25 protein-coding genes are annotated in these 19,894 nt (G+C 59.7%); 1 reads left to right on the top strand and 24 read right to left on the bottom strand.

The features are described 5' to 3' along the window. The first annotated feature begins 131 nt into the window (after positions 1–131). A complete protein-coding gene (locus B3H65_RS07410) occupies positions 132–2,429 on the top strand; it encodes a transglycosylase domain-containing protein (protein WP_286684730.1) in 2,298 nt (765 codons plus the stop codon). Positions 2,430–3,252: 823 nt separating this feature from the next. Here the strand turns inward: B3H65_RS07410 and B3H65_RS07405 are convergent. From B3H65_RS07405 to B3H65_RS07290, 24 genes are all read right to left on the bottom strand, one after another. Continuing rightward, positions 3,253–3,690 (bottom strand): arginine repressor, encoded by a 438-nt coding sequence (locus tag B3H65_RS07405; RefSeq protein WP_009141487.1) that lies wholly within the window; start codon positions 3,688–3,690, stop codon positions 3,253–3,255. Between the two features lie 236 nt (positions 3,691–3,926). After that, on the bottom strand, positions 3,927–4,997 hold the full coding sequence (locus tag B3H65_RS07400; RefSeq protein WP_286684729.1) for a glycosyltransferase family 2 protein: 1,071 nt from the start codon (positions 4,995–4,997) through the stop codon (positions 3,927–3,929). 261 nt (positions 4,998–5,258) lie between these two features. Then, the gene (gene truA, locus B3H65_RS07395) at positions 5,259–6,095 is read right to left on the bottom strand and encodes a tRNA pseudouridine(38-40) synthase TruA (RefSeq protein ID WP_009141485.1); all 837 of its coding nucleotides are present in this window, start codon (positions 6,093–6,095) and stop codon (positions 5,259–5,261) included. 143 nt (positions 6,096–6,238) lie between these two features. Next, complete coding sequence (locus B3H65_RS07390; protein ID WP_286684728.1) at positions 6,239–7,042, bottom strand: energy-coupling factor transporter transmembrane component T family protein; 804 nt, start codon at positions 7,040–7,042, stop codon at positions 6,239–6,241. Further along, a complete protein-coding gene (locus B3H65_RS07385; protein ID WP_286684727.1) occupies positions 7,026–8,783 on the bottom strand; it encodes an ABC transporter ATP-binding protein in 1,758 nt (585 codons plus the stop codon). The genes B3H65_RS07390 and B3H65_RS07385 overlap by 17 nt, the downstream gene beginning before the upstream one ends. A 126-nt stretch (positions 8,784–8,909) precedes the next feature. Beyond that, positions 8,910–9,386: a 50S ribosomal protein L17 gene (gene rplQ / locus B3H65_RS07380; protein ID WP_270243094.1), complete on the bottom strand. Its 477-nt coding sequence runs from the start codon at positions 9,384–9,386 to the stop codon at positions 8,910–8,912. Positions 9,387–9,415: 29 nt separating this feature from the next. Continuing rightward, a complete protein-coding gene (locus B3H65_RS07375; RefSeq protein ID WP_009141481.1) occupies positions 9,416–10,357 on the bottom strand; it encodes a DNA-directed RNA polymerase subunit alpha in 942 nt (313 codons plus the stop codon). A gap of 32 nt (positions 10,358–10,389) precedes the next feature. Next, entirely contained in the window at positions 10,390–10,986 is a 597-nt protein-coding gene (gene rpsD / locus B3H65_RS07370) for a 30S ribosomal protein S4 (RefSeq protein ID WP_009141480.1), read from the bottom strand. Positions 10,987–11,005: 19 nt separating this feature from the next. Further along, complete coding sequence (rpsK, locus tag B3H65_RS07365; RefSeq protein WP_009141479.1) at positions 11,006–11,413, bottom strand: 30S ribosomal protein S11; 408 nt, start codon at positions 11,411–11,413, stop codon at positions 11,006–11,008. Positions 11,414–11,428: 15 nt separating this feature from the next. Continuing rightward, the gene (gene rpsM, locus B3H65_RS07360) at positions 11,429–11,803 is read right to left on the bottom strand and encodes a 30S ribosomal protein S13 (protein ID WP_009141478.1); all 375 of its coding nucleotides are present in this window, start codon (positions 11,801–11,803) and stop codon (positions 11,429–11,431) included. A 15-nt stretch (positions 11,804–11,818) separates the two neighbouring features. Beyond that, the gene (gene rpmJ / locus B3H65_RS07355; RefSeq protein ID WP_006363204.1) at positions 11,819–11,932 is read right to left on the bottom strand and encodes a 50S ribosomal protein L36; all 114 of its coding nucleotides are present in this window, start codon (positions 11,930–11,932) and stop codon (positions 11,819–11,821) included. Positions 11,933–12,080: 148 nt separating this feature from the next. Next, positions 12,081–12,299 (bottom strand): translation initiation factor IF-1, encoded by a 219-nt coding sequence (gene infA / locus B3H65_RS07350; protein ID WP_009141477.1) that lies wholly within the window; start codon positions 12,297–12,299, stop codon positions 12,081–12,083. Between the two features lie 86 nt (positions 12,300–12,385). Beyond that, on the bottom strand, positions 12,386–13,180 hold the full coding sequence (gene map / locus B3H65_RS07345) for a type I methionyl aminopeptidase (protein ID WP_286684726.1): 795 nt from the start codon (positions 13,178–13,180) through the stop codon (positions 12,386–12,388). Continuing rightward, a complete protein-coding gene (locus B3H65_RS07340; RefSeq protein WP_009141475.1) occupies positions 13,177–13,803 on the bottom strand; it encodes an adenylate kinase in 627 nt (208 codons plus the stop codon). The genes map and B3H65_RS07340 overlap by 4 nt, the downstream gene beginning before the upstream one ends. Positions 13,804–13,822: 19 nt before the next feature. After that, positions 13,823–15,106, bottom strand: coding sequence for a preprotein translocase subunit SecY (gene secY / locus B3H65_RS07335; protein ID WP_286684725.1), 1,284 nt, complete (start codon positions 15,104–15,106; stop codon positions 13,823–13,825). Continuing rightward, entirely contained in the window at positions 15,100–15,549 is a 450-nt protein-coding gene (gene rplO / locus B3H65_RS07330; protein WP_286684724.1) for a 50S ribosomal protein L15, read from the bottom strand. Before rplO ends, secY begins: the two co-directional genes overlap by 7 nt. 2 nt (positions 15,550–15,551) lie before the next feature. Beyond that, complete coding sequence (rpmD, locus tag B3H65_RS07325; protein WP_009141472.1) at positions 15,552–15,734, bottom strand: 50S ribosomal protein L30; 183 nt, start codon at positions 15,732–15,734, stop codon at positions 15,552–15,554. 2 nt (positions 15,735–15,736) lie between these two features. Continuing rightward, positions 15,737–16,261 (bottom strand): 30S ribosomal protein S5, encoded by a 525-nt coding sequence (gene rpsE / locus B3H65_RS07320; RefSeq protein ID WP_009141471.1) that lies wholly within the window; start codon positions 16,259–16,261, stop codon positions 15,737–15,739. Between the two features lie 13 nt (positions 16,262–16,274). Continuing rightward, positions 16,275–16,637 (bottom strand): 50S ribosomal protein L18, encoded by a 363-nt coding sequence (gene rplR, locus B3H65_RS07315; RefSeq protein WP_009141470.1) that lies wholly within the window; start codon positions 16,635–16,637, stop codon positions 16,275–16,277. A 71-nt stretch (positions 16,638–16,708) separates the two neighbouring features. After that, positions 16,709–17,245 carry a 50S ribosomal protein L6 gene (rplF, locus tag B3H65_RS07310; protein WP_117679657.1) on the bottom strand — a complete coding sequence of 179 codons (537 nt, stop codon included), beginning with the start codon at positions 17,243–17,245 and terminating at the stop codon, positions 16,709–16,711. Positions 17,246–17,279: 34 nt separating this feature from the next. Further along, a complete protein-coding gene (gene rpsH / locus B3H65_RS07305; protein ID WP_009141468.1) occupies positions 17,280–17,678 on the bottom strand; it encodes a 30S ribosomal protein S8 in 399 nt (132 codons plus the stop codon). A 126-nt stretch (positions 17,679–17,804) separates the two neighbouring features. Continuing rightward, positions 17,805–17,990: a type Z 30S ribosomal protein S14 gene (locus tag B3H65_RS07300; protein ID WP_009141467.1), complete on the bottom strand. Its 186-nt coding sequence runs from the start codon at positions 17,988–17,990 to the stop codon at positions 17,805–17,807. A gap of 87 nt (positions 17,991–18,077) precedes the next feature. Beyond that, entirely contained in the window at positions 18,078–18,635 is a 558-nt protein-coding gene (gene rplE, locus B3H65_RS07295; protein WP_009141466.1) for a 50S ribosomal protein L5, read from the bottom strand. 336 nt (positions 18,636–18,971) lie between these two features. Next, a complete protein-coding gene (locus B3H65_RS07290; protein WP_286684723.1) occupies positions 18,972–19,862 on the bottom strand; it encodes a MetQ/NlpA family ABC transporter substrate-binding protein in 891 nt (296 codons plus the stop codon). Positions 19,863–19,894: the final 32 nt, after the last annotated feature.

Here is a 19,894-nt window from a genome sequence, read left to right as displayed (position 1 = left end):
TGTTTGTAGCAGCCACAGGATACAACGGACCCGCACCTGGCACTTGCGCTAATCTATATCTATTTGTAGTTCATTTGGTAAGTACCCGCGCGCAGGGAGGTTTCGCCCCGCGCAACCGGTTGGAGGTTTCTATGGGTTCTCGCGAGCGGCACATGCGCCAACGCTCAAAGACACACGCCATTCCCCTCATCATCGTCTCGCTGGTTGGATTCCTGTTCATCGCCGGCATCGCCTTTGGCGTCGGCATGCTGGGAAACATCAACCGCTGGCTGTCCGACCTGCCAGACTACACGGATCCGGACCAGTACATGGTAAGCGAGCCCACCACGGTGCTCGATGCCAACGGCACCGAGATCGCGACCCTCTACGTGCAGAACCGCGAGAGCGTGACCATCGACCAGGTGTCGCAGTATGTGCTTGACGGCACCGTCGCCACGGAGGACGAGCGCTTCTACGAGCACAACGGCGTCGACCTCATCGGCATCGCCCGCGCCGTCATGGTGCAGCTCACCGGCGGCTCGGAGGGCGCGTCCACCATCACCCAGCAGCTGGTACGCAACACCATCCTCTCAGAGGAGCAGTTCGACAACACCATCGAGCGCAAGGTCCGCGAGGCCTTTATCGCCATCAAGATGGAAGAGGTGTACTCAAAGGAAGAGATCCTGATGATGTACCTCAACACCATCTACTACGGCCATGGCGCCTACGGCATCGAGACCGCCGCGCAGACCTACCTGAGCAAGTCCGCAAAGGACCTCACCCTGGCCGAGGCGGCGCTTCTTGTGGGCCTGCCCAACGCCCCGTCGCGCTACGACCCCACGGTCAACCCCGACTACGCCGTCCAGCGCCGCAACACGGTTTTGAACCGCATGTGCTCCAACGGCAAGATCACCGAGGAGGAGCGCGATGCCGCGCAGGCCGAGCCGCTCACCCTCAACGTGAACAGCATCCCCGAGAGCGGCACGCTCGCCCACCCCTACTTTGTCGATTACGTAAAGTCGCTGCTGCAGGAGGAGTTCTCCTCCGACATGATCTTCAAGGGCGGCCTCACCGTAAAGACCACCATCGACCCCAACCTGCAGGCGCTGGCCGAGCAGACCGCCGTCGAGCGCATGAACGCCGAAGGCGCCGACGAGCTCCAGGTGGGCATGGTTGTTGTTGACCCCAAGACCGGCTACATCAAGGCCATGGTGGGCGGCAAGGATTATTACGCGGACGAGAACCACGTGAACCACGCCCTGTCGCGCCGCTCCACGGGCTCCTCGTTCAAAACCTTCACGCTTGCCGCCGCCATCAAAGCCGGCATGAGCCCCAACGTGCTGCTCAACTGCTCCTCCCCCCTCAAGGTCTGGGGCACCGAGTTCAGCAACTACGGCAACCACGACTACGGCGAGCGCACCCTCGCCTCCGCCACGGCGGTCTCTTCCAACACCGCCTACGTGCAGGTGGCAGAGGCTATTGGCAACCAGAAGATCATCGACATGTGCGCCACCATGGGCATCGACACCACCGATGAGATCGCTAACTTCCAGGACGTGCCCTCGCTCACCCTGGGCACCGCCAGCATCACCCCGCTGGAGATGGCCGAGGCCTACACGGCGCTGGCAAACGGCGGCTACCACCGCGAGGCGGTTGCCATCACCGAAATCACGTCCCGCACCGGCAAGGTGATCTACCAGCATGAGGATGATCCGGACCAGATCATGACCACCGGCGAGGCGGAGGCCGTGACGGACGTTCTTAAGGGCGTTATGTCCAGCGGCGGCACCGGCTACTACGGCCGTCCCAACATCGACCAGCCCGTCGCGGGCAAAACCGGTACGGCGGGTACTGCAAGCCGCACCTCTGACCTGTGGTTTGTCGGCTACACCCCCGAGCTGGTCTGCTCCATCTGGACCGGGCGCTCCGGCACCAATGCCTCGTTCTCCGGCTACGGCACCGCAGACCTTCCCCTGCCCATCTTCAAGGCGTTTATGACCCAGGCGCTCTCCGGCGTGGCCCGCGAGGAGTTCCCCGAGGGCGACACGCCCGATTACAAGGCGAATTCGTCCTGGGATTTCTCCGGTGGCAAGTACAAGGACCCAGATGAGGAAGAAGAGGACGAGAACAAAGAGGACGAGGAGGGCACCGAGACTCCCGGCGAGGGTACCGAGACCGGCGGCAACACGGGCGGATCAACCGGTGGAAACACAGGCGGTACCACCGGTGGCAACACTGGTGGCAATACCGGTGGTAACACCGGTGGCGGCAACACCGGCGGAGGGAATACTGGCGGTGGCGACACCGGCGGTGGCGACACGGGCGGCGGCGAGACCACACCTCCTTCCGGCGGCGGCGGCACCGGTGGCGGCAACACGGGCGGTGGCGAAACTCCACCTCCCTCCGGTGGCGGTGAGACCGGCGGCGGCACGGGTGGCACCACATCCTAATCCGCATTAATACGCATACATACGGTGACTCAAAAAGGCTCGGAGCTTCCCGGGCCTTTTTCTTTATCTTTGCTCGCCGCCACGCCATGGCGCCTACTACGCCGGCGCGGGGCCCTACTTGTACGGCCGCATGGCAACATCGACGTCGCTACCATCAGCACCGTCGACAAGCCTAGACTCGACCTCTCTTCGCCTCGCTAGCAGGCATTCGATGATCACGCGATTTTCGAGCTCCAGTTGGACTTCGCCCTCTGCTGAAATTGAGGTCCGTGCGCGCCCGCATGCTACTTTTTAGGTCCAGTTGGACTTGGAGATGCTGAAAATGACGTCCAGTTGGACTCCGCCCAGCAGGCTAATGCAATCTCTTACGAGAACGCGCAGGTAGAAACCACACTCTTTGTATTCCGCAGTCCACGCAACTCCAACTGAACCGCATTAATAGCAAGCGGAGTGAAACGGAGGCCGATTTCAGCAGAGTGCGAAGTCCAACTGGAGCTCGAAAACAGCGTCTACGCCTCAAACACGGCCACGCCCGCAGCTACGGACAAAACCGCACACGGCGCCCCGCCCATGCGGCCCGGATTCAACACCGCGCGCAAATCCGCGCCGCACGCAAAAAGCCGGGCTAGGAACAATCCCAACCCGGCTTAAACTTCTGCGTTGCCTCAGTCCCGCGCGGGGACGTCCGCATCGCGAGATGCAAGGTCCTCGCTACCCGCGCGAACGGCGCGACTTCATCCAATACGCCACCAACAGTGCCACCAGGGCGATGGGCAGCAATATAACCAGCGAAATCATTGCGATGTGTGCAAAGGCGACCATACTATTTGCGTACGCTCCTCAACTTGGTAATCAGGCTTTCGAACTTCTCGCCATCCTCAGCGGTCTGGGCGATTACCAGAATCGTATCATTACCCGCCAACGAACCCAACACATCAGGCAGCTCCGCTGCGTCGACCGCAGCCGCAATGCCAGACGCGGTGCCGGGCTGCGCTTTAACCAATACCAGGTTATCGGTGCGCTGCACGCCAGTCACCAATTCGGAGACCATACGCTGCAGGTGAAGGTCCTCTGCTAGCACGTAAACGCCCTCGGGCAATTTGCGCAAACCCATGTCCGCGATATCGCGCGACACCGTTGCCTGCGTGCAATCAAATCCGCACGCCTTCAGCTCGTCTACCAGCATGCGCTGGGTGCGAACATCCTTGTTGCGTACAATATCGCGAATGGCGTCTTGGCGCCCGTTGCGCTTTTTAGCCATCTTGCTTCACCCCGATCACCTAGCTTGTGTATCGTTTCAAGCTTAACGATTACTAAAACGAATTAGTCCTCATCCCATTCATTTTACAAAGATGACTTAAAGTGGGCAATCATTTGGCGATATGTCGGTAGGCGGTGCATAACCGTAGGCCGAAGTTGCAACCTATTTGTATAAGTGATTATCTTGTGGACGAGCGGTGCATGCACAAACATGCATATAGCGACTCGACGCAAGCGCTATAGGCGCGCCTCAGCATAAGACACAAACGGCAGCAGAGCCCTGCCCACAATATCCTGGATACGCGCGCCCATGAAACACGCCATGACGCTGCGGCGGGCAATCGGCGCATACATGATGCCAAACTCGTGGCTCGATTCCCTGACGGCCTCGATTGCTTCGCGCGTAGGCGCAGCATCCAACATATCCTGCACGCGATCTCGACGCTCCGCAGCGGAAAGGCGGTTGCTCGATGCGCACACGTTCTCAATACAGCGAATAAGCTCACGAAGATACCTGCGGTGCACGGCGCTCATGGCAGCGGCGTCATCCAGCAAGCCCCAATACTCATAAAGATCGCGCAGACGGCGGTAATCCTCTTGGCAGCGAGCGAACATGCCCGGATCAAAAGCAGCGTGCGCGGGGGTGGAAGGCTGAAGCAAATGGTAGCGGGCGCCCTCTACCACGGCGACGCGCTCAAGGTCTCGAACGCACCCGGTCATAAAGGAGACCTCGTTATGGCACATATCGGGTAGCTCGGCCATGGCCTCTATGCACTCGCGCGCAAAGAGCTTCCCCGCGGCAAACGCCAACACGCCGTTTTCTACAAAAGGAGCGGCGCCCTGATGAAACGCCTCCGCACCATCCCAAAAACAAGACTCATGAGACAGGGTTGCAAATACACGGCTGCCATCTGCCTGCTCGGTATCAACGGAGAACTCGGGGATCACCATCTGTGCATCATGCTCGCGCGCGACGGCGACCATCGCATCCAAAAAGCCCGCACCCAGCCAATCGTCCTGCCCCACAAACAGCAGATAGCGCCCGCGGGCGACGCTGCATGCGGCGGCGCGGCCGCACGACATCGAATTGTTGTCCACCGAGACCGCTTCAACGCGTATATCACGGTCAACAAAACGTTCGCACACCGATGCGGTCCTATCGCTCGAAGCGCAGTTGGCAACAATAAGCTCAAGGTCTTCGTAGTCCTGGTTAAGTACGCTCTCTATAGCGCGCGTTAGGTGCTCTCCGGCATTATGGGCCGCAAGAACCACCGAGACGCAGGGACGCTTTGGAGCACGACGAACCAAGGATATTCCTCCGTTAGAGACTGAGCATTTGATGTCTTTGGTCATGGTATCTCAGCGTGCGCGTCCCTTTATCATGAACTCTCCCGTGCACGGCAAGTACAGAGGCTCAACACCCATGCACCATAATTCGTCTCATGCCGGTAAACAGGCGTCGCTTAAAGCACGCCCCGTGCCATGCGAAGCGCCCGCGAGCGAATGCGGGCGAGCGGATGCGGGCGCAACCCAGCGCAGGCGCGCAGAACTCGGCAACGTCCCGGATTCCTATGCAACGGGGCAGGGCAGCAGCACGCCGTCATCATACTCGACGTTCATAAAGCATAATCCCTGGGCAGGAGCGGTGGGACCGGCGGCAAGGCGGTCGCATGCAGCCAGCGCCTGCGCAAGCCATTCCTCGTCCCTGCGACCCGATCCAACCTCCACCAGGCTGCCCACAATGGTGCGAACCATGGAGTGCAGAAACGCGTTGCCCGTAATGGTGAACGCAATCAGTTCCTCACCCAGCTGACGCTCGCTTGCAAACGATACCTCGCGCACAAAACGGCACGTGGGCTTGCCCACGGCAGACGCCACCTTGCAAAAACTCTTAAAGTCATGCTCGCCCACCAAGCACGCCGCCGCGCGCTCCATAGCACCCACGTCCAGGGGCATGCGATGCCACCAGCAATAGTTTCGCGTCAACAAGGGCTTGGACTCGCCCGTGGCGATGCGGTACGTATAGGTGCGGGCGCGGGCATCGAAGCGCGCGGAAAAGCCGGGCGAGGCATGATAGACCTGGTTAAGCGAGATGTCCGAGGGAAGCAGCGCCGCCATGGCCCTCATCCAGCGCTTTCGCAAAATCTCAAGCTCGCTCTCATAGGCAGGAAAGCTCACGTACTGGGATATGGCATGAACCCCGGCGTCGGTACGGCCCGCGCACGTCAGCTCCACGTCGCGGCGCAAAAAGACCTGCAGGGCACGACGGATCTCGCCCGCCACGGTCAGCTGTCCGGGTTGCTCGGCATACCCGCTAAAGCGCGCGCCGTCATAGCCCACGCACAGCACGATGGTTCCATCCAAAACCTCGCGCTCGGGGTACTGGGTAATGGGTGTCTGCGTCATATCAACAGCTCCAAAGCTCAAGCGATGCCGCCCGTATGGGCGTTCGCGTTTTGGACGAGAATACTACAAGGTTGGCCGCGCGTATGGGCTTCGCATGCCCCCGCGCGGGGCGCGGCGCGCGTTACGGCACGCAGCCCGCGACGCTAGAGAAGCAGGCTCGCGGCGCCCAGCGCCAACATGGATGCCAGCCCGCCCATCAAGATGGCGCGATCGCGCGCGGCAAGCGGGGCGGGACGAGGAGCGGCCGTGGAACCCTCAGCATAGCATCGGGCGGCCATGGACTCCGCCAGGCGGTCCGCGCGCCTAAACAGCCCCACAATCAACGGCGTGAACACAGACGTCCACACGCTGATGCGATGGCGCAGGGTCCCTTGGTCAAACTCGACGCCGCGGGCGCGCTGAGCCAGCTGGATGCGCTGAAACTCCTCGCCCACAACAGAGATGAAGCGCAGCGCCAGCGACAACACCGAGCCTATATCCGCCACGGGCACGCCCAGGTGCGTAAGCGGCGACATGAGCCGGATGCAGGCGTCGCTAAGCTGCGGCGGCGTGGTAGATGCCGAGACGCACAGCGAAAAGCCCAGCAGGGCAACAATGCGAAGGACCGCCAAAAGCCCGCGTACGCCGCCCGCGGGGTCAAGCGACACCGGCCCAGCCAACGCCACGGCACCCGTGCCATCGCATGACACCAGGTTCGCCATCAGCGTAAACGCCAGGATTACCGAGACCGGTTTAGCCGTGGACGCTATCGCGCGCGGACTCATACGCGATAGACGCATAACAAGGGCCAAAAAGGCGTAGATACACGCGATGGCCCATAGCTTGTCCGCTGCAAAAACCAATACGGTAAGCGCAAGCAGCAAAAGCAACTTGACGCGCGCATCGACGCGGGCAAGCGGCGTGTCCGCAGCCACAAAAGACCCCAGGGGTTTATTCATGCTCGCCATCGAACACCCCCATTCCCCCGTCAACCCGTTTTGCATCCACCGAACGTTGCGCGCCGGCAGCCCAAAGCGCTTCGAGCAGCATCGCGCTATCCGGTGGCTCTATTCCAGCCGAACGATAAATCCCCGGACTTTCCCACAGCTCGCCCGCAGGCCCCGACCACGCGATGCGACCGCCTGCCATCAGCGCGACGTCGTCCACCTCGCAAAGCCACTCGTCCAAATCATGGCTGATCAGCACAACCGCTGACCCCTCAGCTGCAAGCTCCCTCACAAGCCGGTGCAAATCTCGACGCCCCGGCGCGTCCAAACCCGCCGTGGGCTCATCGAGCACATACGCGGGGGCACCAAGCGAGAGCACGCACGCCAAGCCGACGCGGCGGGCCTGCCCCCCGGAAAGCTCAAAGGGTGAGCGGTCGAGCAGTTCCTCGTCCAAGCCAACACGGGCGGCGATCTCGCGCACGCGCCCATCAAGCTCCCCCGCCCCCACTCCGGCGTTGCGGGGCGCGAAAGCGATCTCTTCGCGCACGGTTTGCAAGAACAACTGGTTCTCGGGGCGCTGGAACGCAAGACCGCAGCGCGCGGGATGCGCCGCCAGCCCGTCGATAAAGATCTCCCCGGCGTCTGGTCGCGAAAGGCCGGCAAGCAACATGGCAAGCGTCGACTTTCCGGAACCCGAGCGACCCGCAAGCAACATGAGCCTGCCGGGTTTGGCGCGAAGCGACACGCTCCGAAGAACCGGGCGCGCGTCATCATAGGCAAACGAGACGTCGCGGACCTCTATACCGCCGCGTCCATTCTGACGGCTCGTCGCGCTTTGGGCATCAAGCTCATTTTGTCCATAGGAGGAGAAGCGTCCGTCATTTGCAATGCGGGAACGTACAAAGCTACCAGACGGCGTTATAAGCCACGTGGCCAACATATGTGGACTGCGAATGCTAGATAAGAATGCACCGCCTTCTAGGGCCATCTGAACGGCTGAGACATACATCGATTGCAGCGTGAGGGAATCCCATAGGTCGTGCTTCCCTATAAGAAGGGCCTCGGGCGAGCCCTGCCATATAAGGCGGCCAGCATCGAGCACCATCACGCGATCGGATGCCAGTAGTTCAACCGGGTCATGGGTTACCTGGACGATTCCAAGACCTCGCTTATGGGCGAGATCGTCCACCAGTGCGCGGAAAGCGGGGCGGGCGGCGCTATCCAAATGAGATGTCGCCTCATCGAGAACCAAATACGCCGGATCCATCGCCAATACGCCGGCAAGCGCCAGACGCTGTTGCTCGCCGCCGGACAACCCGCTCACATCGCGCTTTTCAAATCCGTCGAGGCCCACGGCGGCAAGCGAGGCACGAACGCGCTCGCATGCGTCATCCTCGTCCAAGCCAAGATTGCGGGGGCCAAAAGCAACTTCATCAAACACGAGCGTTGAAACAATCTGATCGGCAGGATCTTGCTGGACAAAACCCACGGCCTTGCGGACGGCCAGGCGATCATGCTCGCTTTTTGCGGGATCAACTCCATCGACAACAACAGAGCCCGCGTCAGCCAAGCGCATAGCGCAAAGTAAGCGAGACAGCGTGGACTTGCCAGAGCCGTTCAAGCCGGCCAGACTAACGACTTCGCCGGGCGAAAACGAGCAGGAGACGCCGTTGAGGGCGTATTGAGAAGTGATGAGATCGCAAATGTCCCCACCCGTATCAGCGGAGATATAGCATGCCGAGACCCCGGAAACCTCAATCATTGTTCGCCCTCCCCCAATCGTTCCAATCCGCACTATCGTCCAAAGTGCACTTTGCATAAATACAAAAAGAGGGGCGCCTCTCAGCACCCCTCATATACCTTAAGCAATATCGCCATACGGCTGATGTTACTCAGCGGTCTCCTCGGCAGAAGCCTCAACCTCGGCGGTCTCCTCGGCAGCCTCGACCTTCTCGGCAACCTTCTTGGGAGCAGCGGCCTTCTTGGGGGCCTTCTTGACGACCGGCTCGGTGACGAGCTCGATGATGACCATCTCGGCATTGTCGCCCTTGCGGGTGCCGAGCTTCATGATGCGGGTGTAACCGCCGTTGCGGTCGGCCCACATGCCCTGAGCGGCCTTATCGAAGATCTCGGCCACGAGGTTCTTATCGCCCAGCTTGGCGATAGCGAGACGACGAGAGTGCAGGTCACCCTTCTTGGCCCAGGTGATGATGGGCTCGACGACGCTGCGCAGCGCCTTAGCACGGGTCTCGGTGGTCTTGATGCGGTCGTTCTCGAAGAGCGCCTTGGCAAGGCTCTTCTTCATGGCCTTGGTATGGCTCGTATCAGTACCGAGCTTCAGGCCCTTCTTCTTGTTGTGACGCATGGTCTGGTTCTCCTCTAAAACACGGTCCCTTAAGCCTTCAGGCTCAGGCCCATGGACTCAAGCTTGTCCTTGACTTCCTCGATCGACTTCACACCGAAGTTGCGGATGTTCAGCAGATCGTTCTCGGAGAACTCCACAAGCTGGCGCACAGAGTGGATGCTCGCACGCTTCAGGCAGTTGTAGGAGCGCACCGAAAGGTCGAGATCCTCGATCTGCTTGTCGAGCTCGGCGTTATCGTTTGCCTGCTCGGGAGCGAAGATCGAAATCTCCTCCTCTTCCTCGGGGGCGTCGGCAAGGTTCATGAAGGCAGCCATATGCTGGTTGATGATATTGGCGGCCTGAACAACAGCCTCACGCGGAGCAACGGCGCCGTTGGTCTCGATCTCGAGAACAAGGCGATCGTAGTCGGTGTGCTGGCCAACGCGGCAAGCCTCGACGAGCTTGGCGCAACGACGGACCGGCGAATACAAGGAGTCAACGTGAATGACGCCGATGGGATCGTTGTCACGCTTGTTGGCCTCGTAAGAAACATAGCCGCGACCGTAGCCGATGCGCATGCTCATGGTGAGGTGTCCGCCCTCGGTGAGGGTTGCAATGTGCTGCTCGGGGTTCACGAGCTCGAACTCCGACGGGATGAAGAAGTCCGCACCGGTAACCTCGCACGGACCGTCGACCGAGATGGTCGCGGTAGCCTCATCCGTGGTACCGAGCGAATGGAACACCAGGCCCTTAACGTTCAGGACAATGTCGGTGACATCCTCGACCATGTTATCGATCGACATGAACTCATGCTGAGCGCCATCGATCTGAATCGCCTCGACGGCTGCGCCCTCGAGAGAGGACAGCAGCACGCGACGAAGCGAGTTGCCGAGCGTATCGCCATAGCCGCGCTCAAGCGGCTCGACGGATACGCGGGCACACGTATCGTTGATTTCCTCGACCTGAACCTGGGGCCTAATGAATTCTGACATGTAATACCTCCAGCCTCAGCAGCCCAAAAGGACTACTTAGAGTAGAGCTCGACGATGAGCTGCTCTTTGATATCGCCGCTGATCTGCTCACGAACGGGCATAGCCAGAACGTTGCCAGACAGCTTCTCGATATCGACCTCGAGCCAGCCGGGAACCTCGAAACGCTCAGAGGAGATCAGGGCCTCCTTGATGGGGAGAAGATCGCGGAACTTCTCGCCAACGGCGACGACGTCGCCAGGCTTGACCTGATAGGAGGGGATGTCAACGCGACGGCCGTTAACGGTGAAGTGGCCGTGACGGACAGTCTGACGAGCCTCCTTGCGGGTGCGAGCAAAGCCGAGACGGAACACGACGTTGTCGAGACGGCTCTCCAGGAGAATGAGAAGATTCTCACCGGTGATGCCGTTCATCTTACGAGCGCGGTCGAAGTAGTGATGGAACTGCTTCTCCAGAACGCCGTAAATGAACTTAACCTTCTGCTTCTCGCGCAGCTGCATGCCGTACTCAGATTCCTTGCGACGGCGCTTGGGCTGGCGAATAGATTCCTTCTTGCTGCTGTAACCGAGCTCAGCGGGATCGATCCCGAGCTGACGGCAGCGCTTGAGAACCGGAGTCCTATCGATTGCCATAGTTTTTCGATCCTTTCAGTTACACGCGGCGACGCTTCTTGGGGCGGCAGCCGTTGTGTGGGATAGGGGTCTTGTCCTGGATGCTCGAAACCTCGAGGCCAGCAGCCTGGAGGGAGCGGATGGCGGTCTCGCGACCAGAGCCGGGGCCCTTCACGAACACGGAAACCTTGTGCATACCGTGCTCCATGGCGATCTTGGCGCAAGCCTCAGCAGCCATCTGAGCGGCGAACGGGGTGGACTTACGGGAGCCCTTGAAACCCACGGTGCCGGCAGACTTCCAGGCAATGACATTGCCCTGAGCGTCGGTGATCGAAACGATGGTGTTATTGAACGTGGAACGGATGTGAGCCTGGCCCACGGAGATGTTCTTGCGGTCGGAACGCTTGATGCGAGAAGCGGCGCCGCGCTTGTTCTTAGCAGTAGCCATTATGCGTCAAACTCCCTATTTCTTCTTCTTAGCACCGATCTGACGCTTCGGACCCTTGCGGGTGCGAGCGTTGGTGTGGGTGCGCTGGCCGCGGACCGGCAGGCCCTTACGGTGACGCAGGCCACGGTTGCAGCCGATGTCCATAAGGCGCTTGACATTCTGGGTGCGCTCACGGCGGAGGTCACCCTCGACCATGATGGCGTTCTTGTCGATGTACTCGCGAATAGCGTTAACCTCATCTTCAGTAAGGTCCTTAACGCGGGTATCGACGTTGATCTGGCATTCGTTGCAGATCTTGGTAGCAGTAGTGCGGCCGATGCCGTAGATGTAGGTCAGACCGATCTCGACGCGCTTCTCGCGCGGAAGGTCGACACCATTAATACGGGCCAACGTTGGTCTCCTCTCTTAACCCTGACGCTGCTTGTGGCGGGGATTCTCGCAGATGACGAGAACCTTGCCATGGCGCCTAATGATTTTGCACTTATCGCACATCTTCTTGACCGAAGGACGTACCTTCATCGTTCTTCCTTTCGGTAGTGCTCAAACAACAGTACTATCTACTCGCCCAGCCGCAGGCGTTTAACACTGGCTGGTCTACACATGCCAATACGACCGCTAGGCTGAGCACTTCTTAGCGATCGGAAATGGCAGTGGATGGCTGCTATCGTTACTTATAGCGATAGGTGATGCGGCCACGGGTAAGGTCATACGGGGAAAGCTCCACGACAACCTTGTCGCCCGGGAGAATACGGATGTAATTCATACGAATCTTGCCCGAAATCGAGCAAAGGACCGAATGACCGTTCTCGAGCTCGACGCGGAACATAGCGTTAGGCAGCGGCTCGGTTACCGTGCCCTCGAGTTCGATAGCATCTTCCTTCTTCACAAGCAATCATCTTTCTCTACGTTGAAAACGACAGCAATAGCGAATGATACATCACACATTCGCCAATTCACAAAATTCCCCAATCGCTACACAACTAGCGATCCGCCTTGCATATCACACCAGGCACCCGATTCATCGGAGGTGATGATGACCGGCCCATCGTTGGTAATGGCAACGGTGTTCTCGAAGTGGGCAGCAGGCAGGTGGTCTTTGGTAGAAACAAGCCAACCGTCACGTCCAACCTTCACGCGCGGGGAACCCATGGTGATCATCGGCTCGATGGCGATGACCATGCCGGCATGGAGCTTAACGCCCCTCCCCTTCTTGCCGTAGTTGGGAACATTGGGCTCTTCATGCATAACGCGCCCGACACCATGGCCAACATAATCGCGCAGGACACCGTAGCCATGTGACTCGGCAAGGGACTGAACAGCATACCCTATATCTCCGATATGGTTACCAGGTACCGCCTGCTCGATAGCCGCCTTCAGGCAATCGAGCGTTACCTCGCACAAAGCCTTAGCTTCGGGCGAAGGGGTTCCGCAGAAGAAGGTCCAGGCGTTGTCGCCAACCCAACCATCGACCACGGCGCCGGTGTCTATGGACACGATATCGCCATCGCGAAGGATGATGTCGGGATTGGGAATGCCGTGGACCACGGCGTCGTTCAAAGAAGCGCAGATGGATCCGGGGAATCCACCATATCCTTTAAACGCTGGCTTGCCACCGTGCATGCGGATAATCTGCTCGGCAAGCTGATCGAGCTCAAAGGTGGAAACGCCGGGGCGAACCATGGCACCAATACGCCGGAGCGCCATCTTAGACAGCGCTCCGGCAACCTTCATCTGCTCGATTTCATCCGCAGACTTTATCTTGATCATAGACCGAGGACTTCCTTGACGTCCGCGTAGACGACGTCGACGTCACGATCGCCATCGATGGTCTTCAAGATGTTCTGGCCGCGATAGTACTCGACCAGGGGGCTCGTCTGCTTCTCGTAGACATCCATGCGGTTGGCGATGGTCTCAGCCTTATCGTCGTCGCGCTGGTACATCTCTCCGCCACAAGAGGGGCATACCTCGTCAGCAGCGGTGCCGGTGTAGCCGCAAGCGCGGCAGGTACGGCGAGAGGACAGACGGTTGATGATGACGTCGCGGTCGACGTCGATCAGCAGGGCGCAATCAAGCTCGCGACCAAGCTCGGAAAGCTCGGAATCGAGCGTCACGGCCTGCAGGGTGTTGCGGGGGAAGCCGTCGAGGAGGAAGCCCTGCTGGGCGTCGTCCTCAGCAAGGCGCTCCTTAACCAGATCGATAACGAGCTGGTCGGGAACGAGCTCGCCGGCATCCATGTACTTCTTAGCTTGGATTCCCAGCTCCGTACCACCCTTGACGGCGGCGCGAAGCAAATCGCCAGTGGAGATGTGGGCTACGCCAAAGTCGCGCACAAGACGCTGGGCCTGCGTGCCCTTGCCGGCGCCCGGTGCACCCAAAAGAACGATGTTCATGGGAGTCTCCTCTCAGCTGTTATTTAAAGAACCCGTCGTAATCGTACATCTTAAGCTGGCTCTCAACCTTGGAAATAGTGTCGAGAACGACACCGACCATGATGAGAACAGAGGTGCCGCCAAAAGCCTGGATCAGCTGGTTGCCCGTGAAAGAAAACACGATCGACGGGACGATAGCGATGATTGCCAGGAAGATGGCGGAAGGAAGGGTGATCTTGTTGAGCGCGTTCTTGATGTAGTTCGCGGTCGCCTTACCGGGACGGACGCCCGGGATGAAGCCACCCTGCTTCTTGAGATTGTCTGCCGTATCATCCGGGTTGAACACCATGGAGGTGTAGAAGTATGCAAAGAAGACAATCAGCAACACGTTGAGGATCCAGTTGATCCAGCCGGTAGACATCGCGTTAGCGACGGTCTGAATCCAACCGATGTTGGGGAAGAAGACCGCGATCTGCGCCGGGAAGTACAGCAGCGCGCTGGCGAAGATGATGGGAATGACGCCGGCGGTGTTGACCTTGATGGGCAGATAAGTGGACTGGCCACCCATGATGCGACGACCCACAACGCGCTTGGCGTACTGGACCGGGATGCGGCGCTGGCCGCGCTCGATGAAGACGATCAGCGGGATGACGCACAGGATGATCACGAAGATGACCACCGTGGTGATTACGCCCGCGGTGCCCTCAACAGAGGAGAAGATAGCCTGGGGAAGGCCGGCCATGATATTGGCAAAGATGATAAGGCTCATGCCGTTGCCAATACCACGCTGGGTAATGAGCTCGCCGATCCACATGATGAGCATCGCACCCGCAGCGAGCGTGCCGACGATCATGATATCGAAGATGATCTCGGGCGCGCCCGCACCATTGAAGCTGATACCGAAGCTCTTGAAGAGGAAAAGGTAGCCAATGGCGTTTACGATCGCCAGTCCAAGCGTAAGGTAGCGTGTGTACTGGGTGATCTTGGTCTGACCAACCTCGCCCTCGCGAGCGAGCGCATGCAGGGAAGGCACAACGCTCTGAAGCATCTGGAGGATGATCGAGCCTGTGATGTAGGGCATGATGCCCAGCGAGAATACCGACACGTAGGAAAGTGCGCCACCGGAGAAAAGGTTCAGCAGGGCCATCGCTCCAGAAGCTACGGAATCACCCGCAGACTGGAAAAGGCCCAGCATCCCCTGGAAGGGGATACCGGGCACAGGAACGTGTGCACCGATACGGTACACCACGAGCATAGCGATGGTGAAAAGAATCTTTCCGCGCAATTCCTTGATGCGGAACGTGTTCTTCAAACCATTTAGCACGGGAGCTCGACCTTTCCGCCCGCGGCCTCGATCTTGGCCTTAGCGGAGGCGGAGATCTTGTCAACCTTGACCGTGAGCTTCTTGGTAATCTCGCCGTTGCCGAGCACCTTAACGGGCTCGAACTCGCTCTTGACGAAGCGGGCAGCCTTCAGAGCAGCACCGTCGACGACGGCGTCGTTCTCAAAGCGGGCCTCGAGATCGGAGACGTTGATAGCGGTGTACTCGATGCGACGGGGGCTCACAAAGCCGGGGAGCTTGGGGAGACGCATCGCGAGCGGAGTCTGGCCGCCCTCGAAGCCAGCACCCTTGGTGCCGCCGGAGCGGGAACCCTGGCCGTTCTGGCCGCGACCGGAATAAGTGCCCTTACCGGACGAGTTACCACGGCCGACGCGCTTGCGACGCTTGTTGGAACCCGGTGCCGGAGTAAGATCATGAAGCTGCATTGTTACTCCTCTACAATCTCGACAAGGTGCTTGACCTTGAAGATCATGCCGCGGACGCCGTCATTGTCGGCAATCTCGCGCGTGGCGTTCATCTTCTTGAGGCCGAGGGCGCGAACGGTCCTGACCTGATCCTGCTTGCAACCGTTGGTGCTGCGGACCTGCTTAATCTTAATGGTGTTAGCCATGCTTAGTTCTCCTTACCGACGAACATCTCGGCGACGGTCAGGCCACGGCGCTCAGCGATATCCTGGGGGCTGGAGAGCTCCTTGAGGCCCTCAGCAGCGGCCTTGATGATGTTGAGGCCGTTGTCGGAACCGAGCGACTTGGAAAGAACGTTCTTGATGCCAGCGAGCTCGAAGAGGGGACGCACTGCGCCGCCGGCGATAACGCCGGTACCCTCGACAGCGGGCTTGATCAGGATGCTAGCGGCACCGAACTTGCCGAGAACGTCATGAGGAATGGTGCCTTCCTCGGTGACGGGCACGTGGAACATGTGCTTCTTGGCGTCCAGGGTAGCCTTGGAGATGGCCAGGGGCACCTCAGCGGACTTGCCCATACCCAGACCAACGTTGCCCTTGCCGTCGCCGACGACCACGAGGGCCACCAGGGACATGCGACGACCGCCCTTGACGGTCTTAGCAACACGGTTGATGAAAACGACGCGCTCCTCGAACTCGGAGGCCTCGCGCTGCTGCTTGATATTACGAGCCATTGCTTAATACCTCCTAGAAGACCAGGCCGGCGGCACGAGCACCGTCAGCCAGGGCCTTGACGCGACCGTGATAGATGCGGCCACCGCGGTCGAAGGTGACCTGGGTGATGCCAGCCTCGATGGCGCGCTTGCCAACGAGCTCGCCGACCTTCTCGGCAGCATCCTTGTTACCAGTCTTGGTGCCCTTGAACTCGGCCTCAAGAGTGGAAGCGGAAACCAGGGTCTTGCCCTCGTTATCGTTAACGATCATGGCGTAGATGTTCGCATTGGTGCGAACGACGCGCAGACGCGGACGCTCGGGGGTGCCGAAGATCTTGCCGCGAACGCGACGCTGACGGCGCTTGAGGCCTGCCTGCTTCGCCTTGTTCTTGTTCATGCTGAAACTCCTTAAGAAGTCATGCCAACACCTAACGGGGTGCTGGTCTTATGTGCGAGGTAAACGCGTTACTACTTAGCGGCCTTGCCGAGCTTGCGGCGGATGTGCTCGCCAACGTAGTGGATACCCTTGCCCTTGTAAGGCTCGGGCGGACGCTTCGCACGGATCTCAGCGGCGATCTGGCCGACCTGCTGCTTGTTGATGCCCTTGACGTTGATGTGGGTGTTGTCGGGAACCTCGAAGGTGATGCCCTCGGGAGCCTCGACGACGACCGGGTGAGAGTAACCAAGGGAGAAATCAAGGGAGGTACCCTTGAGCTGAACACGGTAGCCAACGCCAGCGAGCTCGAGGGACTTGGTGAAGCCCTCGGAAACGCCGGTGACCATGTTCTGGATGAGGGCGCGGGTCAGGCCGTGCTGGGCGCGGGACTCGCGCTCGTCGTTGGCACGGTCAACGATTACCTCGTTCTCCTCAACGGTCACGGTGATGTTCTCATGGAAATCCTGCTGAAGGGTGCCCTTGGGGCCCTTGACGACGCAGGTGTTGCCATTGACTGTCACTTCGACTCCAGCGGGAATCTGGACAGGCTTCCTACCGATACGAGACACGGTGGTCTCCTTTCCTTCTACACGCCGAAGCGATTTACCAAACGAATGCGATGACCTCGCCGCCGATGCCGAGCTTACGGGCATCGCGGTCGGTCATAACACCCTGGCTGGTGGAAATGATTGCAGTGCCGAGGCCGCCGCGAACGCGGGGAAGGTCCTTGGCGCCGGCGTACTTGCGCAGACCGGGCTTGGAAATGCGCTTGATGCCGTTGATGACCTTGGCCTTCTTGCGGCCGTACTTGAGCGTGATGTGCAGGGTCTTGGCCGGAGCGGTGTCCTCGACGTAATAGCTCTCGACGTAACCCTCCTCGCAGATAACGCGAGCGATCTCGACGAGCTTCTTGCTGCTCGGCATCGAGACCTCAGCCTTGTTCGCAGAGTTCGCATTGCGAATGCGAGTAAGCATGTCTGCGATCGAGTCTGTGACGTTCATGCAGATTCTCCTTCGTTCTTGATGAACACGTGCTGCGGTCCTTCTTCGCCCTTAGCGAACAAGCCAGGACAGCACGTTCTTCCGTGCGAACGGACGAGTCGTTCGTCCGCGCGCGCTGGCAGTGACTTACCAGCTGGCCTTCTTGATGCCGGGAAGCTCGCCCTTCAGTGCCAGCTCGCGGAAGCAGACACGGCAGATGCCGAACTTGCGGTAGACCGAATGCGGACGGCCGCAACGCTGGCAACGGCTGTACTTGCGCGTCGAGAACTTCGGCTCGCGATTGCACTTGACGATCATCGATGTCTTAGCCACTTATTTCCTCCTCACATTGAGTATTGTTCATTCCGGACGGGCGGCACGTGCTCTTCGCGCACCGCCCGCGACCCGGAACATTAGAACCTATTTCTTGAACGGGAAGCCGAAGGCGTCCAGAAGGGCCTTGGCCTCTTCATCGGTCTTGGCGGTGGTGACGATGGTGATATCCATACCACGGGTGTGATCGACGGAGTCGAAGTCAACCTCGGGGAAGATAAGCTGCTCGGTAACGCCCATGGAGAAGTTGCCACGGCCGTCGAAGGACTTGGCGGAAATGCCGCGGAAGTCGCGGATACGGGGGATCGCGACGGAGGTCAGACGATCGAAGAACTCCCACATGCGGTCGCCGCGCAGGGTGACCTTGGCACCGATGGGCATACCGGCACGCAGGCGGAAGGATGCGATGGACTTGCGGGCGCGGGTCACCATGGGCTGCTGGCCGGTGATGACGCGCAGGTCGCGGACGGCGCCGTCGATAGCCTTGGAGTCCGTAGCGGCCTCGCCAACGCCCATGTTGACGACGATCTTCTCGAACTTGGGGATCTCCATGACGTTCTTGTACTGGAACTTGTCCTGCATAAGCTGCTTGACCTCGTCGTTGTACTTGGTCTTCAGACGCGGGACATACTTCTCTTCAGCCATTTTCACTCCTTCATGGGGTTTTAAGCACGGGGCTTGGCCACTGCGGGTTGTCCTCGTGCCTCCTGACGTATACATCACGCCGCATCTGGCTGTTCGCGACATGACGATTTGACGGCAGGAGCCGACAAAACATTCGTTACTATACGCCCTTTGCGTAAAGAACGCTACAAAAAGTTATTCTGTGCAGGCGATTCCATAACTTTGGCAGGCCCTTGCCCAACCGGGACGATCGGACGGAGACCCGCCGTGGTTCTCGTCCTACTGTTCTCATCCTCACACATAGCGCCCGGCACCGCTCTTCAACGACGATGCCGGGCGCTACTCCCCTATTGTTGATTAGAAGGCAGGAAGAACGTCCTGACCGTAGTTCTCTTCCAGATACGCCTTGAAGTCGTCGGACTGCAGGACCTTGACCAGCGCCTGGATGTTCTCGTCCTCCTCCTTCTCCGGTGTGGTGCAGACGATGTTGGCGTACTGCTCGACCGCGGTGGAGCCGGTCTCCTCATGCACCAGGGCGTCCTTGACGTGGTAACCGGCCTCGATGGCGTAGTTGCCATTGATGACGGCGAAGTCAACGGACTCGAGGGCGCGCGGCACCGCGGCCGCCTCGAGCTCCTGGAAGACGATGCCGTGCGGGTTCTCGGCGATGTCGTTGGGCGTGGCCTCCAGGTTGGTGGGGTCCTTGAGGGTGATCAGGCCCTGGTCCTGGAGCAGCAGCAGCGCACGGCCCTCGTTGGTGGGATCGTTGGGAACCGCGATGGTGGCACCGTCCGCGATGGCGGCGAGGTCAGAAGACTTGCCGGCGTAGACGGCCATGGGCTCGTAGTGGATGGAGCCCACGGAGATAAGATCGGTGCCGTTCTCCTTGTTGTAGTTCTCAAGGTAGTTGATGTGCTGGAAGTAGTTGGCGTCGACCGAGCCGGACGTGGTGTCCTTGTTGGGCAGGATGTAATCCGTATACTCCTTAACCACCAGCTCGATGCCCTCCTCCTTAAGCTTGGACGCGGCAAAGGAATTGAGGATCTCCGCGTGGGGCGCGGGGCTGGCGGCAACGGTGAGCTTCTTGGACGCCTCGACAGCGCCGGAACCGCTGGCATCGCCTGCGCCGCAAGCGGTAAGGCCGCCCAGGGCGACGGCGCCAAGGCCGGCAAACCCAGCCTTGAGGACAAAGCGGCGAGAGACGGCGGCGTCGAAACGATCGCCATGGTTGCCAGTAAATGTAGTCATGGGATAACCCCTTTCAAAATCGATGTTGAAAA

The organism is Collinsella sp. UBA1693, from assembly GCF_002320115.1.
Lineage (GTDB): Bacteria > Actinomycetota > Coriobacteriia > Coriobacteriales > Coriobacteriaceae > Collinsella > Collinsella tanakaei.
The sequence above is the reverse complement of the archived record's forward strand: the minus strand, read 5'-3'. Positions and strand labels throughout refer to the sequence as shown.